Origin of the sequence: Paenibacillus sp. FSL R7-0026 (assembly GCF_038004485.1) — a bacterium.
In the GTDB taxonomy this organism is placed as follows: Bacteria; Bacillota; Bacilli; order Paenibacillales; family Paenibacillaceae; genus Paenibacillus; species Paenibacillus xylanexedens_A.
In genome coordinates this window covers 4,416,324-4,433,919 of the sequence record NZ_JBBORG010000001.1, presented here as the reverse complement: position 1 = coordinate 4,433,919, position 17,596 = coordinate 4,416,324, and the positions used below count along the sequence as shown (strand labels likewise).

Below are 17,596 nucleotides of genomic sequence, written 5' to 3'. Positions count from 1 at the left end.
TGGATATGAAATATGATATGCTGCTTCTCCGTTTCGGAGAGTTTATGTTAAAAGGAAAAAATCGTGCCCGATTTGAGAAAACGATCATTACACAGGTGAAAGCTTTGCTTAAACCTTATCCAGGAGCGAGCCTTCGCAAAGAATATGGCCGTGTCTATGTGGATCTTGGCGGTGAATCACATACTGAACTGATTAAGGTGCTGAAGCGGGTATTCGGTGTGATGTCGATTAGTCCGGTTAAAGTTACTCCATCCGAGCTTGATGAGATTGTGAAAACTGCAGTTGCGTTTATGGACGAAAGGGAAGACGAATTCAAGGAAGGCACCACATTTAAGGTAAATGTAAGACGGGTTTGGAAAGAGTTCCCGAACTCTTCCCATGAAATGAACCATTTGGTTGGTTCCCCGATCCTTCGGAAGTTCCAGCAATTAAGTGTTGATGTTCGCCAACCTGATATTGAACTGCGAGTGGAAATTCGGGATCAGGGTACCTATATTTTCAACGAAACCATTCCGGCAGTAGGTGGCTTTCCGCTGGGCACGAATGGCAAAGCAATGGTACTGCTATCAGGTGGAATAGACAGCCCGGTGGCAGCTTGGTCTTCCATGCGCCGTGGACTTGAAGTAGAATGTGTACATTTTTACAGTTACCCGTTCACAAGCGAGCGCGCCAAAGAGAAAGTCATTGATTTGGCACGTGCCCTTGCTGATCATGCAGGAACAATCAAGCTGCATCTGGTTCCGTTTACGGAGATCCAAACGGCATTTACCCAGCTGGGTCAGGATAATCTGATTATTACGCTGATGCGACGTTCAATGCTGCGAATTGCCTCCAAACTTGCTGAGCGTGAGCGGGCATTAGCACTGATCACCGGGGATAGCCTGGGCCAAGTAGCGAGTCAGACTCTTCCGAGTATGAATGTCATTGGTCGTGCGACGGATCTGCCACTGTTGCGACCACTGGTTATGATGGATAAACAGGAGATCATTACCTTGTCCAAACAGATCGGAACGTATGACATTTCTATTTTGCCTTATGAGGATTGCTGTACTCTCTTTGTGCCAAAGTCACCTTCAACCAATCCAAATCTTCGAATTGTGGATAAAATAGAATCAACAATGAGCCATCTGTCAGAATGGGTGGATCAGGCGGTGGAACAAACTGAAACGATCACACTGCACGCCGGTGAAACTTCTGTGGTAACGAATCCAACAGGAGACAATGGCATGAAGGATGACTGGTTCTAAACTCAATAAAAATTAGCATGGCTGACATAATAAGGGCTATGTTAACTGCAAAAAAGGACTGTCCGATGAAATATCGTTCAGTCCTTTGCTGTATTCAGATGAAATTTTTAGTTTAAATTAGCCTACGAATAGGAGCGCTGCTGTTCCCCACCAGATCCCTTGTGGCTGGAACTGCTGGAGCGTTTGCGATAACCTGCAAAGACTACACCTGCAATAACTACAACGATAAAGAGAATGCGCAATGCCGGATGTTCAGTAAAGTAAGGCAAGAGTCGCTGTTCCTCAGTGATCATATTGGAAGCCGTATACCCGAGAACAATGGCTCCGACATAGATGATCCAAGGAAAGTGATTAATTAGCTTGATAAACAGGGTACTGCCCCAGACGATAATAGGTACACTAATCAGGAGTCCAAGGATGACAAGCACGAGATGCTGCTGCGCTGCTCCAGCAACTGCAATCACGTTATCTAATCCCATGGCTGCATCCGCGATCACAATGGTACGAATAGCAGTCCACAAGGAAGTTCCCGCTTGGACATCATTGTGTTCATCTCCCTGATCCGCCAATAATTTATAGGCAATCCAGATCAGGAGTATGCCTCCCACAAGCAAGAGCCACGGAACTTTAAGCAACCATAAAACAACAACTGTTGCTAAAATTCGAATCAAAAGTGCGCCGCCAGTTCCATATAGAATCGCCTTTTTCTGCACGGAAGGGTGCAAATTTCGAGCTGCGAGACCAATGACGATGGCATTATCCCCAGCCAGAATTAGATCAATAAAGACAACGTTCAGCAAAGCCAGCCAGAATGTGGGACTAAATAGCTCCATGAGATATGTCACTCCTTATATACGGTTCAATCATTAAGAATAGCATGGACAACTCCGACATACAAGTTAATGTGGGGGGATGAGGACATGGATACACTATGGCTGTTAACTGAAATTTTAATGATCAATCTGGTATTAAGTGGAGATAATGCGGTTGTTATTGCACTTGCCAGCAAGGATCTGCCACCAATACAACGCAAAAAAGCGGTATGGTGGGGAGCTTTTGGTGCGGTGCTGCTGCGTTGTGTGTTAACCTTTGTAGCGGTATTATTGCTGGGAATTCCCTTTATCCAAGCGGCAGGTGGGCTGCTGTTACTCTGGATTGCAGTAAAGCTGCTGCTTCAAAATGAGGATGAAGTACATATTCGAGAAGCTTCTACGACCTGGAAAGCCATTCAAACCATTCTGATTGCCGATTTTGTAATGAGCTTGGATAATGTTTTGGCCATAGCTGCTTTGGCAGATGGAGATTTGGCTCTGATCGTCATCGGGATTGCAATCAGTATCCCCATCGTCGTATGGGGGAGTGGGTTGATTGTTGGTTTGTTGAAGCGATTTCCGATTCTTGTATTCGTTGGATCAGGCATCCTGGCCTTCACAGCAGGTGAGATGGTAATGAAAGACCCCAAGTTAGGAGAATGGCTGGGAGGTATGACATCAGAGGTGCATACGCTGCTACCCGTAGCCATGGCTTGTCTTGTGGTTGCGATTGGAGGCGCACATAAATTTGTGCGGAAGAACGCATAGTTTAATTTTGGATAAAAGCTTGAACATATGACCGTCTGAACCGTCCGGTTTAGGCGGTTTTGTGGTGAGATAATCCGCTTGTCAATACAACAACCATTGGGCTGGTCATAAGTTGCACATTTTAGGGTAATACAGGTAAAGGACACACGCAAAGTGCGACATAAAGTATAGTTTTTTGCCGAAACATCGGATACACTAGAAGCATGATTATAGGTTTGAATATCAACAGTCAACATGGAATGTCTATCGTTTATGAAGAAATAAAGTACATAGCCATAGTATAAGAGGTGATTTTAGATGAGGATGAGAAATGAAAAAGCGATTGGACTATTTATTGCAGCTGCGGGAATTATTATTCTGCTTGGCAAGTTTGGCGTGTTTGGATTTATTGGTCGTAATTTCTGGCCTTTGCTGATCCTGCTGCCAGGCATCGCCCTTCATGCGTTATATTATGCGCGTATTTCACCATCGTGGTCACTCGTTCCTGCCGGCATACTAACGGTGTATGGTGTTTTATTCAGTATAACGAATACATGGGGCGTTGGACTTATGAGCAGGCTGTGGCCAGCATTCTTGCTTGGGATCGCCATAGGGTTACTCGAATATGGAATGGCTGAACGACGAAGACCGGAATATGTGTTACCTGCAGCTTTGATCCTTGGTGCAGTGTCCATCATATTATTCGGATTTACCTTGCTGCAAACGGGAATAATCTATGTACTTGCTGTCCTTTTGATCTTGGGTGGAGTCTGGTTATTACTTGGACGAGGACGTCAAGGGAGAGGCTGGTAACATTCCCAGTGGTCTTTTCGTGCGAAATATCTTGATTTTTACCTATAATAAACTATAATATAAGGGATATAGACATGCGTCGGGATATCACCGACGCTTATTTTGTGAGTAACCTGCGAAATTGCGGGAAGTTTAAGTAGATATGATTTGAAATTGGAAAGGATATGGATACAAAACATGCATTCAAGAGAACACATTCGCAATATTGCGATTATTGCCCACGTCGACCACGGAAAAACAACACTCGTTGACAAGTTGCTCCAGCAATCCGGTACTTACCGAGATCACGAAACGGTACAGGAGCGCGTAATGGACTCCAACGATTTGGAGCGTGAACGCGGTATTACGATTTTGGCCAAAAACACGGCTATAACTTATAAAGATTACCTGATTAATATTGTGGATACACCAGGACACGCCGACTTCGGTGGTGAAGTTGAACGTATCATGAAAATGGTTGACGGTGTATTGCTCGTTGTTGATGCTTATGAAGGCTGTATGCCACAAACGAAGTTTGTACTTCGTAAAGCACTTGAGCATAACCTGACACCAATCGTTGTTGTAAACAAAATTGACCGTCCAGCGGCTCGTCCGACTGAGGTTATTGATGAAGTATTGGACCTGTTCATTGAACTGGGTGCCAACGATCAACAACTCGAATTCCCTGTTGTATATGCTTCCGCATTGAACGGAACATCCAGCATGGATAATGATCCTGCCAAACAAGATGACAACATGATGGCGATCTACAATACCATCGTTAGTCATATCCCACACCCTACCGAAAATGTTGAAGAACCGCTTCAATTCCTCGTTACTTTGATGGACTACAATGAATACCTTGGCCGTATTGCCATTGGTCGTGTTAACCGCGGTGTGATCCGTCAAGGACAATCGGTAACGGTTATTATGCGTGATGGTAAGAGCAAAACTGCACGTATCGAGAAACTGTTTGGTTTCCAAGGTCTCAAACGTATTGAGACGGAAGAAGCAGGAGCAGGTGACATCGTTGCCATTGCAGGGATCAAGGACATCAACATTGGTGAAACCATTGCCGACCCTAACAACCCGGAAGCTTTGCCAGTTCTGAAAATTGATGAGCCAACACTGCAAATGACGTTCCTCGTGAACAACAGTCCATTCGCAGGTCGTGAAGGTAAATGGGTAACTTCCCGTAAACTTCGTGAGCGTTTGTTAAAAGAGTTGGAAACAGACGTTTCCCTACGTGTTGACGAAACGGATAGCCCTGATGCATTTATCGTTTCCGGACGTGGTGAGCTTCACTTGGGTATCCTGATTGAAAATATGCGTCGTGAAGGATATGAGCTTCAAGTATCCAAACCAGAAGTTATCGTAAGAGAAGTTGACGGTAAGAAAATGGAACCTGTTGAGCGCTTGTTGATTGATATCCCTGAAGAGAGCATGGGTTCCGTAATGGAGAGCCTGGGCGCACGTAAAGCAGAGATGGTTAACATGGTTAACACAGGTAGTGGTCAAGTTCGTCTGGAGTTCCTGATTCCAGCACGTGGTTTGATCGGATATAGCACAAACTTCCTGACATTGACTCGTGGTTACGGTGTAATGAACCATGCATTTGACAGCTACGCTCCAGTAGTATCTGGTCAAGTGGGTGGACGTCACCAAGGCGTGCTGATTTCAACTGAAACAGGTACATCTACGTTCTATGGCATGATGGGCGTTGAAGATCGCGGTACGCTCTTCTTGGAGCCAGGTACTGAAATCTACGAAGGTATGATTGTTGGTGAACATACACGTGACAATGATATCGTTGTTAACATCTGCAAAGAAAAACAACTGACTAACGTTCGTTCTTCCGGTAAAGATGATACGGTTAAAATTAAAACTCCGATTATCTTCTCGTTGGAACAGGCGCTTGAATATCTGAATGAAGATGAATTTTGTGAGATTACACCAAAATCCATTCGTCTTCGTAAGAAGATCCTGAACAAATCCGAGCGTGAGCGTGCAGAAAAACAACGCAAAATGGCTTCTAAAGCTTAATAACAACAAAATAAACTATATAAGTTAGCATTTGATGGAACACATATGCACCATCGGCGTTGATTACAACCCACTAAAGTAGTGGAGGATACGGAATCGATTCTGTAGGAGCGAAGCGTTCGCCTTTATCCCCGGATTTTACCATTGAAAAATGGATCAAAAAAATCTGGGGATAACAGCGACCAAAAGAACGATCCGAATCCGAAACGGTCATATTTCAGAGCTTTGTAATTAATGTTGTTGGTGTTGTTCCATCAACCAGTTAACTTATACTCTAGCATGAACACGAAAGGAGCTGGCTGTGCATGCAAGCATGGTTCGCATCACACCCGATCGTAGCCTACATCGTCATCTTTGTATTGATTACTTACGTATATAACAAGGTGTTTCGGGTACGTCAGAAATTGCCACTTGGTAAGGAAATCGTTCTCTATATTTTGATGGCGATGGGCACATTCATGCTTCTTATTTTTCAGATCGACAAGCTGCCCATCATTCAATGTTTGTTGGTCGCGGTTGGTTTGATGTTGTTAGTGAGAGTGCGTTATTTTATTGAAGGTCGTCAAAAGAAAAAAGCGGAAGCTGCCGCTCGAAACTCATAAATCCTGTCTTGTACAGACCATCCGTTTTCCTTAGGGAAAGCGGTTGTCTTTTATTTAGACAAAAACAGATGTGATAAAGGTGTTGAAGATATGAACTCAAATTCGAACGGACTGCCTCCACGGAGACAGGCACCGACGCAATCCGGTGCTTCTGGATCGAAGAATGGCAAGGGCAAGCAGCCTAAGAAGAAAAAGAGAATGAATGCTTTTGGCAGAATCCTTTTAAGTCTATTGGTTATTGCCATTGTGGTAGGCGGTGGATATGCATACTGGGTATACAATCAAGTCGTGGATACAGGCATCGATAAACCGGTACCTCCCGGGATGTCAGCCACAACCAAACCGATCACGATGCTGTTATTAGGCACAGATAACCGTCCTGAAACTGGCACATATCTCTCGGATGTTGTTATGGTGGCTTCGTTGAATCCGGAGACCAAGACGGCAACCATTGTATCTTTGCCTCGAGACACGCGTATTCAATTGGATGGGTACAAATCCAACAAGCTGAATTCCTATTATCCAAGATTCAAAGCACAGGAAAAAACCACTGGCAAAAATGCAGAGGATCAGATGAAAGAAATGATGGGCAAGTATTTGGGTGTAGATATTAATTATACAACCGTCCTGAATTTCCAGGCATTCCGTGATGCTGTCAATGCCGTGGGTGGCGTGGATGTGACTGTGGATAAAAATATGTGTTATAGAGATACAGCCGATGGTACAGATATCAATCTGGTCGCAGGCGCACAACATCTCGATGGTAAAGCAGCACTAGATTTTGTTCGTTACCGCAAATCCAATTGTAATCCAAAGACTGATGAATCCAATGACTTTGATCGTAACAAACGTCAAAACCAAGTGCTGAACTCCATGCTGGATCAGATGAAATCTCTTGGGGGCATTACAAAGATCAGCAAAGTGATTGGTGCAGTGGACAAGAATATGACGACAGATGTGGAATCGGAACAAATGAAAAACTTTATCTCGACGTATTGGAACATTTCCACTTCGGATGTGCATTATACTCCGGTTACTGGAGAGTGGAGAAGTCCATATGTGTATATTAATGAAACGGAACTTGCCAATGCCAAGCAGGCTTTACAAGATACACTTTCAGGTAAAGTAACTGCTTCGCCTTCAAGCGAATAACCTTCATTCTTTTGGGATTGGAAGCACGTTAATCGGTATGCTATAATAACATAAATCAAGTATAAGAATTGCATAAAGAAGGTTAGGGGGCTGGTTGAATGTCCGAAGCCGTCACACAATTAACTGAATCTCTTTTACAGCAATTCAAGAATGAGACCTTTGTGCTTCTGAGCACAGTGGATGTAGAATCCGGAGGTCCGACTTCAACAGCCATCTCCTGGATTTATGCGGAGAATGCTTCTACTTTTCGTGTAGCAATTGATCATCGTTCACGTTTAGTGAATAACATGATTACTAATCCGCTCATTACGGTTACTGTCTTTGGAGAAGAGACGGTGTACGCAGTGAACGGACGTGCTGTGGTACGACAAGATCCGCTGCTGGACGTTCCATTTAATATGTGCTGTTTCGACATTACAATTGAAGCGGTGAGGAATGCTCTGTTTTACGGCGCTCAATTGTCCTCTGTGCCTCAATATGTCAAAATATATGATCAGCGTGCTGCTGAGAAATTAGATGAGCAGGTTTTTGCTGCCATGAAAAAAGCCTAGTGAGAGATCACTGGGCTTTTTGTTGTCTTTTGTCCGATGAATGCAGCTGCTGCATTTGTTGTTTTTGGTTCATGGGTTCATCCGGATTTTGACGGACTTTGACGTCTTTCGGGAGTTGAGGGATAATTCGTCCCACCATGTCAGCGAGTTCTGAAGCAAAACCGGAGATTGGGTGCCCTTGACGAATATGTTCACCGATCTCTTTAATTCGTTCAGTGACATCTGCATCTGCAGTAACGATGGAATCTACACCTTCGGGATCTTTACGAAGTGCTTCGGCAACAGCGTACTTAATGGTACCAACTCGAGCACGTTCCAGTTCACCATCAACATCGATGCCAACTACGGCTGTATTACCGAGTATGACGCAGTTCGCATCTTCAACACCTTCTACTTGCTTGGCAAGGGCTTTAAGGTGATTGATTCGTTTTTCATTGGGCATCCGGCCACTCTGTGCATCATCCGCAATGTTGGTATCATGGACTTCACCTGTATTCTCATTGAGACGGTCCAAACGTGAAGGATTCATCCGATCTTCCTGTGCATTGAGCATGTGAGATCCTTTCCCTTGATCTTGCTGAGTTGTTACATTTCCTCCGTAACCTTTCGCATGTGTACCTTGATTCGGCGAAGCGCTGCGTGTGGAACTGTTGCAACCTGTAAGTATAAAGATCAGAAGCAGCGTGCAAACCCATATTTTCATAAATATTCATCCTTTCTTGGAGTTTTTCAGAATGGTTGACAATTATTTTGCCCTAGTCGAATACATTTATGTATGGGATCATGATTGTCCATGCCGCTGCTGAAAGATCACACTATTCATGCCTTTAACGACGCCGCTTTGGAGGGGATTGAATGAAAAAGATTTTTGTATTGGATACCAACGTGCTTCTGCATGACCCCAATGCCATATTTGCCTTTGAGGAACATGAGGTAATCATTCCCGCGGTTGTACTGGAGGAGATCGACTCCAAAAAAAGAAATGCCGATGAAATTGGGCGTAATGCCCGTAATGTATCCAGACTGTTGGATGGATTACGAGAGCTGGGTCACTTGCACAGTGGGGTACCTTTGGCTAATGGAGGTAACCTGAAAGTAGAGCTGAATCATCGGAGTTTCGTGAAAGTTCAGGAAATGTTTGGTGAAGTGTCCAACGATAATCGCATTTTGGCTGTCGCACTGAATTATCAGATTGAGGAGAATGAAAAGGAAGTAGTCGAACGTCAGGTCGTGCTTGTCAGTAAAGATGTACTTGTGCGTATCAAAGCGGATGTACTTGGTCTGTTCACACAGGATTACTTATCAGATCGGACGGCAGGACTCAGTGAGTTATATCCAGGTTATACGGCCCTAAAAGTTCATCCGTCAGTGATTGATGAGTTTTACACATATCGTTTTTTACCAATCAAACCGTTGCAGTTGTCTTATTCGTTGTATCCGAATGAATTTGTCATTCTCAAGGATGAGATGGGAACCAATAAATCGGCTTTGCTTAAAGTGAACACAGAGGGAACAAAGCTGGAGCCGCTTTTCCTCAGCAATGACAATGTCTGGGGCATTAGCGCACGTAACGCACAACAACGCATGGCATTGGAACTGCTTTTGAATGATGACATCCCGCTTGTTACCATCACCGGTAAAGCTGGAACAGGGAAAACCTTGCTGGCACTTGCAGCAGGTCTGCTTAAGGTAGAGGATGATCATAAATACAAAAAATTGTTGATTGCTCGTCCTGTTGTTCCGATGGGGAAAGATATCGGTTATTTGCCTGGTGAGAAGGAAGAAAAACTTCGTCCATGGATGCAGCCGATTTATGATAATCTGGAGTTTTTGTTTGACACCAAAAAAGCCGGAGATATCGATAAAATCCTAATGGGGCTTGGCAGTATTCAGGTGGAGGCCTTAACGTATATTCGTGGAAGATCGATACCTGGACAGTTTATCATTATTGATGAAGCCCAGAACCTGTCGCGCCACGAAGTGAAGACCATTGTATCCAGGGTCGGTGAAGGCAGTAAGATTATTTTGATGGGAGACCCCGAACAGATAGACCATCCGTATCTTGATTCTGCGAGTAATGGTCTGACGTATATCGTGGAACGGTTCAAACAAGAGGGAATCAGCGGACACATCATGCTCGAAAAAGGAGAACGGTCCAAGCTGGCACAGCTTGCAGCTGATTTATTGTAAAATTCAGGGGATTTATTTCCCGGAAAATGTTGTTATTAAAGCCGGCTCCTGGAGTCGGCTTTTTGCTGAAAAAATAAGTAAGCGTTATTACACAGAACTCGATATGCTCGTATTATGCAAAAATCCGAAAAAGTGTTTTTCGGCAGGGTAGGACAAGAGTACTACTTATTTGTTACAATAATTGCTGCAGGAAAAAACTAGGTGAACAGGGAGGGAAGTTAATGAAGCGTAGACATCAGGTTGTTTTGTTCGCGGTATTGCTGCTTTCGTTAACGATCTTGTCACCGAGTTTTGACTTTAGAGGTTCGCTGCTCAATCAAGAACGCGATCAGGAAAAGGATGCTTTTCCTGGGTCTTCTTCCCGTAATGAAGATGCTCAAGCTCCGCTGGAGATTGTAGTGGCCATGTCGGATGAAGAGTTTCAAGCCTTTCAAAAAATAGCTAAAGAAGTTGCTGCTTCTCAGCTGGTAGAGATTAATCTTCGGAATGAGAAGCCGGATACATATAAGCATGTTTTGGATCTTGAATTTTCACTAGGGGAGAACGGTGATGTTGTTCTGCTGGATAGTGAGGAAGTGCAATACTATGCCCAAAAAGGGTACCTGTATCCGTTAAACGGAACAACATTATCGAAGTCGCTAGGAGATACGGTAGTTGGGTTACGGGGATTGACAGAGTGGAATGGTTATCAGTGGGGAATGCCTTTTGATTTTGATCCGTACATTCTGGCAGCCCAATCTTCATTTCTGAAGAGAGCTGGTCTGGAGTCATTACCTCGAAATAAAGATCAGTGGGTCAAACTTACTCAACAAGCCATTGCGGAAGGCACCCCTATAATTACAATGAACATCAATGATATGTACGGGACAAATGCATGGCTGAATCATTTGGAACCGAGGATGGCACCAGATCAAGTTAAACGAACACAAATAGATTCGCAAACGGGGGATCTTCAGCAGGGGATTCAGTTGATGAATCAGATTCAGCCCCTTATTAAGCTTGAGTCTACCAATCCAGAGTTCTCTCCAACTATTGACCAGAACGGCACACCAATGGTTGTATCATTGTTATCTCAATTTTTAAGTGCAGATCAAGCGAGTACAGTTGATAAAGATTCTTTGGAGCAGATTTCTTTTGAAACCTTGGAAACTGTAAACTCCAGAAGTCTTGTCATTACTGCAGGTTCGGTTGAGGCTGAGGAGGCCAGTAGATGGATTGAAGGAATGACGTCCGCTACGACACAGCTGAAATGGTACCAACAGGTTAACCGGTTGCCCGCAAAGCAACAGGAGCTGGATTTGGAGTCTGAGAAACTCATTGGACGTTACGACATGACAAAGGGACAATCCTGGTTCTCGACCACCCAAGTTGTCCCTGCTGCAACGACCGAAAGTCATGCTCTAATAACTCGTTTTCATCAAAAAGTACAACAATTCTTAAAGGGAGAAATTACAGCGAATCAATACGTAGACAGTATTCGAACGACGAATTAACTTTAAGATCGTGTTCAAAAAGTCAGGTTTTCAACTTCGATGCTGATGATGCCACAAGGCATCCTTCGTAATCAAAAGCGGACTTTTTGAACAACCTCTTTAAAATGATATGGCTAGTTTTACTTCCAGTATGCCTTCACTTGTTGAAACGTCGGTTGCTTTGACAAACGACAGGATTTTCTGTGGATAGAACCCAAGGTCAAATTCTCTTTCCAGCATTCGGCGAGTGGTGTCTGGTAATTCAAGCTGGTTGAATACAAGTTTGTCCACATGAAAACGAATGGAGTTTTGAGGTTCATTTTCTACCGTATAATGTCCTTCAATGCTTAATTGCAACTGATCCCGCTGACCGGAAGCTATAATCTTATCCTGGTTAAACTGAAAGGCAAAGTCTTCAAAGATTGGATTTTGGGAACGTAGAAATGCATTAAGCTCATCCTGCCCAATTCGAATCGTATACGTTGTTCCAGTCGTGGATATACCTCCGTTTTGTTTTTGGATAAAATCAGGCAGGTTCTGCATGGCAGATGCCAATGCTTTGAAATATCGTTTCACCTCATAGATGCCGATATTCTCCCAATAAAGGGTCAGTTCATCCATCAGTTTCTGAATCGCTGCCGCATCTCCGCTGGTGGCTATTTGGGCATCCACTTCTTTTTGCAAGGTGACTACACGTTCCCGCTGGTTTTGAAGATTAGTCTTCATTTCGGTTAATTCTGTTGTAGTCTGACGAATCTGAGTGGAAGTCTGTTGCAGGTTGCGATAACGGTCCTGATACTTGTCCAGCACAGCCTGATCCCGTCCGATAATAATCTGGTAATAATCATACAGTACAAACAGGTCTTTGAATGACCTGGCTCCCAGGACCGTCATGAGGAGGCTGTCGCGTTCTCCTGTGTAGTAGGACCTCACTACAGCTCCGGCCCGATCTTGCTGAATATGTATCTGCTCTTCCTGTTCCTGAAGCTGGACGGATAATGTCTCGTATTGTTGAGCCAGCTGCTTCTGCCTTTCGGCGATGCGTTCGATTTCGTGATCGATTTCAACGATGGATAGACTTTTTTGCAATATCTCACGTGTATCCTCAGGTGAAGACTCTCCATAGGCATGGGCTAAAGGTAGCTGGAGGAATAAAATGATGCATAATATAAAGGCGAAAATGCCGTATTGACGTTTCACCGATCCATTCTCCTTTCAACTTCTTAAATGACAATCGTACAGGCTTGTTGTCTTCCAGACAATATATGAAACAAATACGTGAAATATCCTTAGTGGTTACATAACACCATGAGCATTCATTTAATCTGAACACAACAAAAAAGCAACCCGACAGATATCGGATCACTTTGATGCTGCAGGTGGATTAGAGCGGCAACCCCATTTCGAATACGGTCCAGTAGCTGAACCCCGTGAATGTTACGATCATATAACCCCAGAAGAGCAATATGTACGTTCGCTCGGTAAATTTCAAGTATCCCAAAATGACAAAAAACGCAGTCTGCAGGAAAAAAAGCAAAGCCATTTCGACCAGATCTCCCGCAAAAGCCATCAGGCCAATTGCAAGCGTGAAGAACCCGAGTACCCGAAACATGCGTGCCACGGTAAATCCTCCTCTCCTAAGTACGTTCATAGATTGTCTACACAACATTATACCGGGAAAGGAAAAACGTGTAAACAAATTTGGATATGAAAGCGAATTCTTTTTTTGCTCAAAGTAAGTATAGAGGGATATGTTTTACGTATGTCACGTATGAGCAAGCCTGAATGTGGAAATACATTTTAGTATGAAATCAATTCTATGAACTCTATGAGAGGCATAAGAATGAATGAAGCAGCTTTTATACCTAATTCACATACCGGGCTTCCGGTAATGCGGACGGTTATTTTAGGATGTTGTTAGGAGGGTATTATAGCATGACTGCAGTGAGACAGGATGCTTGGAGTACAGAGGACGATTTGATATTGGCTGAGGTTACTTTGCGTCATATTCGGGAAGGCAGTACACAATTGGCCGCTTTTGAAGAGGTGGGCGAAAAAATAGGCAGAACATCTGCCGCATGCGGTTTTCGCTGGAACAGTTGTGTACGTAAAAAGTATGATTCTGCCATCAGTAATGCCAAGGCACAACGACAAAAACGAAGTTATCTCAGAAAGCAGCCAGCTATGCTCGGACCGCAGGTTGCAGCATTGTCTACACTGGACACTGAAGAACATCTGTACAAATCAGACGGGATCTCAGACGATTCATTATCGATGGATGCAGTAATCCGCTTCCTGCGACAATGGAAGGGAACGGTGCAGGAGAGTAATCGTCAACTCAAGATGCTGGAGAAGGAGCTTCGGGAGAAAGAAGATGAATTGCTTGAACTACGTCTTGAGAATGACCGTCTCTCCAAGGAAGTGAATGAAGTACAGACGGATTACCGTGTGGTGAATGACGACTATAAAGCTTTGATTCAGATTATGGATCGGGCTCGCAGACTCGCATTTTTGTCCGAAGAAGAAGAGGAACTTAAGACACGTTTCAAGATGGATGCCAACGGGAATCTGGAACGAATTGAATAACAAGTTCAGACGTTTGATTGGTGAAAGCCAGGTATGAACCCGCCACACCTCCGTTACACAACGGCAGGTATGACGGGTTTTTAGTTTGGTGTTTTTGTTCTATTATAGATATATAGAAGAGTAACTACTGAAGCGGAGAGGAGTGCATCATATGATCATTGACATCGTAGGAGCGGGGGCACTGGGTCTTTTGTATGGCGGGAAACTGCTGGCGTCAGGTAACCAGGTCAGATTTTGGACCAGAACAACTGCTCAGGCAGACCTCCTCAGCCATGATGGAGTAACGATTGTTGAACAAGACGAGGAGATACATATTCTACCGGATCAAATACAGGCGAAACCAATAAGTGAGCTGACTGACACATGGAAGAACACACCAGGAGAATGGTTACTGCTCATGGTTAAGCAGACAAGCATTGATGATTTCATTCATGAGATTAGTCCATTACAAGATCACGTGCTGAATATCGCTTGTTTTCAGAATGGGATGGGCCATCTGGCAAAACTTCAAGCAGCTTTACCAAAGTCGCTTCTGTGTAGTGCGGTTACAACAGAAGGTGCGAAGCGCACACAAAGTGAGGTAACTCGTGCAGGTACAGGTGAAACCAGGCTGGGGAAGTACAATATACATATAGTAGCTTCTACCTCTATAGAGGAGGAGAGAACATTTACTCTGTCGGGATCGTTGCAGCAGGCAGGATTTGACTGTACAGTGTCGAATGAAATCGATAAGCTGATATACAGGAAACTATTGATTAATTCAGTCATTAACCCGCTTACGGCACTATGGCGAATCCCTAATGGAGAATTGATCGTCAAGGAAGAACGAAAGAGGCTAATGCGCCAGTTATATGATGAAGTATTGTTAATCTACTCTGCAAGTGGAATATGTTTGGATCAGGATATGTGGGATCAACTGATATCGGTCTGTCGTTCTACTGCCACGAATACTTCCTCCATGCTTGCAGATGTTCTCACTGGACGTGGTACAGAAGTGAGGTCAATTAACGGTCATATTGTAAGGATGGCACAGAAGCTGGACCTTGTTGCACCTACACATGAAATACTGCTTCATCTGATTGAAGGAATGCAACCGGAAGGAGTGAATTAATGGGACTTTTTATTGTGTTGAGCATATTGCCCTTTTTTCCGTTCTTTCTTGTCTATTGGGGCATGTACGTATGGAAAAAAGACAAACGGAACGCCATGCGGATGGCAATGGATGTAACCACTTTTTTTCTTGTTTTTTCAGTATCGGCGTTATTCAACTTAACATTTGATTCGAATTTTGGTTTTTATCTGACATTATTACTCATACTACTAGCACTTGGATTTATCGGAGGTGCGCAAAATCGACTAAAGGGGAAGGTCGATGGGGGGAGAATGTTCCGGGCCGTATGGCGCATGGCCTTCATCATTATGAGTTTCGGGTATGTTTTGTTTACTTTATTTGGATTATTTAGATACTTCATGAAACAGATGTAAGGTTACATAACGCAAAAGAGGCAAAAAATGTGTCGATTTTGTCGAAAACTGAAAAAAACATTACTTTCTGAAAAAGTAATGTAGATTTTTTTGACCGGTGGTTGTATAATCTATAAACATATAAACCATATCAATTTAGGGGGAACGTGTTAGATGAAAAGGAAAAGTCTATTAGTCCTTTTGACGCTGATTTTGGCGTTCGGTACCGTACTTGCAGCGTGCGGATCGAAAAACGAAGGCACAGGTAACACCGATACTGGTTCTGCAAGCGAAGGAAATGGTCTTGCGAAAGATCAAATTCTGAAAATCAACCTGTCAGCTGAACCTCCTACGTTGGACCCGGCTCAAGCAAAAGACAGCCAAACCAACACAGTTCTGAAATTCTTGTATGAAGGTCTTGTACGCATCGATGCTGATGGTAAAGAACAAGCAGGCGTAGCTAAAGACTGGACAATCTCCGAAGATGGTTTGAAATATGTTTTCAACCTGAACCCGGATGCTAAATGGAGCAACGGTGATGCAATCACTGCCGAAGACTTTGTTCGTTCTTGGGAACGTGCTTTGAAACCGGAAACAGCTTCTCCATATGCATACCAATTGTACTATATTAAAGGCGCTGAAGGTTACAACCTCAGCAAAGATGAAACATACAAAGGTACTAAAGTCACAGATTTCTCACAAGTTGGCGTTAAAGCTACTGATGAGCACACATTGGAAGTGACGTTGGAAAACCCAACACCTTACTTCTTGGGTCTGACAGCATTCTACACGTACTACCCAGTACATGCATCTGCTGACACCAATGACAAATTCTTCACAGACTACAAAAACATGATCGTTAACGGACCATTTGTAATGGATCAATACTCTAAAGGTCAAAAAATTGTTGTGAAGAAAAACGATGGTTACCATGCAGCTGCCGATATTAAATTGGCTCAAATCGATATGTCTCTGACGAACAGCAGTGCTTCCGAACTGCAAGCTTACAAATCAGGACAATTGGACTACACTGGTGCACCTAACGGTGAAATTCCATCCGACCAAATTCCTTCTGTAAAAGCGGAATTGCCGGACGAGTTCAAAGCTACTGGTATTGCAAGTACGTACTACTATCAGTTCAATGTAAACGAAGCACCATTTAACAACGTAAAAATCCGTAAAGCATTTGCAATGGCAATTCAGCGTCAGCTGATTGTTGACAAAGTTACACAAGGTGGACAAATTCCAGCATTTGGCTTTGTACCTCCAGGTATCCGTGGTGAAAACGGCGAATTCCGTGATGAGCACAAAGACGATTACTTCACAGAAAATGTTGAAGAAGCTAAAGCATTGCTTGCTGAAGGCATGAAAGAAGAAGGTTACACTACATTGCCAGCTGTTACGTTGATCTACAACACTAGTGATGGTCACGCAAAAATCGCTTTGGCGGTTGCTGACATGTGGAAACAAAATCTTGGTGTTGATGTGAAAACAGAAAACCAAGAGTGGGGCGTATTCCTTGAGAACCGTCAAAACCAAAACTTCCAAGTAGCTCGTGCAGGTTGGTCTGCTGACTACAACGATCCATACAACTTCTTGGAAATGTGGACTACTGGAAACACAAACAATGATTCCAAATTCAGCAACGAACAGTATGACAAAGATGTTAAAGACACTGTAAAATCTGCTGATCCAGCTGCACGTATGGCTGCATTTGCTGACGCTGAGAAAATCCTGATTCAAGATGAAATGGGCGTTATGCCAATCTATTACTACACTAACGTATCTTTGACCAAGCCTTACCTGAAAGGCGTACAACTTGATTTCAGTGGAGCTATTGACTTCACGCGTGCATATCTGGAAGAGAAATAAGTTGTTCTGAAGTCTAATATGAATACTTCGGGATATATATGTGGAATTCCATATATATCCCGATTT

At 43.6% G+C, this 17,596-nt stretch carries 17 protein-coding genes; 13 read left to right on the top strand and 4 right to left on the bottom strand.

The window, feature by feature from the left end; genetic code table 11:
- The first annotated feature begins 5 nt into the window (after nt 1–5).
- On the top strand, nt 6–1,247 hold the full coding sequence (gene thiI / locus MKY44_RS19610; RefSeq protein ID WP_036615288.1) for a tRNA uracil 4-sulfurtransferase ThiI: 1,242 nt from the start codon (nt 6–8) through the stop codon (nt 1,245–1,247).
- 122 nt (nt 1,248–1,369) lie between these two features.
- On the opposite strand, the gene MKY44_RS19605 is transcribed toward thiI, so the two are convergent.
- On the bottom strand, nt 1,370–2,080 hold the full coding sequence (locus MKY44_RS19605) for a TerC family protein (RefSeq protein ID WP_047843768.1): 711 nt from the start codon (nt 2,078–2,080) through the stop codon (nt 1,370–1,372).
- A gap of 87 nt (nt 2,081–2,167) precedes the next feature.
- Between MKY44_RS19605 and MKY44_RS19600 the strand changes: the two genes are divergently transcribed.
- From MKY44_RS19600 to MKY44_RS19575, 6 genes are all read left to right on the top strand, one after another.
- The gene (locus MKY44_RS19600; protein WP_340913951.1) at nt 2,168–2,827 is read left to right on the top strand and encodes a TerC family protein; all 660 of its coding nucleotides are present in this window, start codon (nt 2,168–2,170) and stop codon (nt 2,825–2,827) included.
- A 297-nt stretch (nt 2,828–3,124) separates the two neighbouring features.
- Nucleotides 3,125–3,619 carry a hypothetical protein gene (locus MKY44_RS19595; RefSeq protein WP_340913953.1) on the top strand — a complete coding sequence of 165 codons (495 nt, stop codon included), beginning with the start codon at nt 3,125–3,127 and terminating at the stop codon, nt 3,617–3,619.
- Between the two features lie 177 nt (nt 3,620–3,796).
- A complete protein-coding gene (typA, locus tag MKY44_RS19590; RefSeq protein ID WP_340913955.1) occupies nt 3,797–5,641 on the top strand; it encodes a translational GTPase TypA in 1,845 nt (614 codons plus the stop codon).
- Nucleotides 5,642–5,946: 305 nt separating this feature from the next.
- Complete coding sequence (locus MKY44_RS19585; RefSeq protein WP_036614990.1) at nt 5,947–6,243, top strand: YlaH-like family protein; 297 nt, start codon at nt 5,947–5,949, stop codon at nt 6,241–6,243.
- A gap of 90 nt (nt 6,244–6,333) precedes the next feature.
- On the top strand, nt 6,334–7,395 hold the full coding sequence (locus MKY44_RS19580) for an LCP family protein (RefSeq protein WP_341008212.1): 1,062 nt from the start codon (nt 6,334–6,336) through the stop codon (nt 7,393–7,395).
- Between the two features lie 98 nt (nt 7,396–7,493).
- Complete coding sequence (locus tag MKY44_RS19575; RefSeq protein ID WP_339186449.1) at nt 7,494–7,946, top strand: pyridoxamine 5'-phosphate oxidase family protein; 453 nt, start codon at nt 7,494–7,496, stop codon at nt 7,944–7,946.
- 7 nt (nt 7,947–7,953) lie between these two features.
- Here the strand turns inward: MKY44_RS19575 and MKY44_RS19570 are convergent, their stop codons facing one another.
- A complete protein-coding gene (locus MKY44_RS19570) occupies nt 7,954–8,649 on the bottom strand; it encodes a YhcN/YlaJ family sporulation lipoprotein (protein WP_341008210.1) in 696 nt (231 codons plus the stop codon).
- 152 nt (nt 8,650–8,801) lie between these two features.
- Between MKY44_RS19570 and MKY44_RS19565 the strand changes: the two genes are divergently transcribed.
- Together MKY44_RS19565 and MKY44_RS19560 are read left to right on the top strand one after the other, a co-directional pair.
- Nucleotides 8,802–10,136, top strand: coding sequence for a PhoH family protein (locus MKY44_RS19565; RefSeq protein ID WP_024628438.1), 1,335 nt, complete (start codon nt 8,802–8,804; stop codon nt 10,134–10,136).
- Between the two features lie 221 nt (nt 10,137–10,357).
- Nucleotides 10,358–11,629, top strand: a complete 1,272-nt coding sequence (locus MKY44_RS19560; RefSeq protein WP_341008208.1) for an ABC transporter substrate-binding protein — start codon at nt 10,358–10,360, stop codon at nt 11,627–11,629.
- Nucleotides 11,630–11,728: 99 nt separating this feature from the next.
- On the opposite strand, the gene MKY44_RS19555 is transcribed toward MKY44_RS19560, so the two are convergent.
- The gene (locus MKY44_RS19555) at nt 11,729–12,808 is read right to left on the bottom strand and encodes a coiled-coil domain-containing protein (protein WP_341008206.1); all 1,080 of its coding nucleotides are present in this window, start codon (nt 12,806–12,808) and stop codon (nt 11,729–11,731) included.
- 184 nt (nt 12,809–12,992) lie between these two features.
- Complete coding sequence (locus MKY44_RS19550; protein WP_017687281.1) at nt 12,993–13,229, bottom strand: DUF2626 domain-containing protein; 237 nt, start codon at nt 13,227–13,229, stop codon at nt 12,993–12,995.
- 314 nt (nt 13,230–13,543) lie between these two features.
- Here MKY44_RS19550 and MKY44_RS19545 point away from each other — a divergent pair, with 314 nt between their 5' ends.
- The 4 genes from MKY44_RS19545 (at nt 13,544) to MKY44_RS19530 (ending at nt 17,530) form a co-directional block, all read left to right on the top strand.
- The gene (locus MKY44_RS19545; RefSeq protein ID WP_076211575.1) at nt 13,544–14,194 is read left to right on the top strand and encodes an RsfA family transcriptional regulator; all 651 of its coding nucleotides are present in this window, start codon (nt 13,544–13,546) and stop codon (nt 14,192–14,194) included.
- Nucleotides 14,195–14,345: 151 nt separating this feature from the next.
- On the top strand, nt 14,346–15,305 hold the full coding sequence (locus MKY44_RS19540; protein ID WP_341008204.1) for a ketopantoate reductase family protein: 960 nt from the start codon (nt 14,346–14,348) through the stop codon (nt 15,303–15,305).
- Nucleotides 15,305–15,679, top strand: a complete 375-nt coding sequence (locus MKY44_RS19535) for a DUF3397 domain-containing protein (protein WP_047843759.1) — start codon at nt 15,305–15,307, stop codon at nt 15,677–15,679. Before MKY44_RS19540 ends, MKY44_RS19535 begins: the two co-directional genes overlap by 1 nt.
- 153 nt (nt 15,680–15,832) lie before the next feature.
- Nucleotides 15,833–17,530: a peptide ABC transporter substrate-binding protein gene (locus tag MKY44_RS19530; protein ID WP_133385541.1), complete on the top strand. Its 1,698-nt coding sequence runs from the start codon at nt 15,833–15,835 to the stop codon at nt 17,528–17,530.
- Nucleotides 17,531–17,596: the final 66 nt, after the last annotated feature.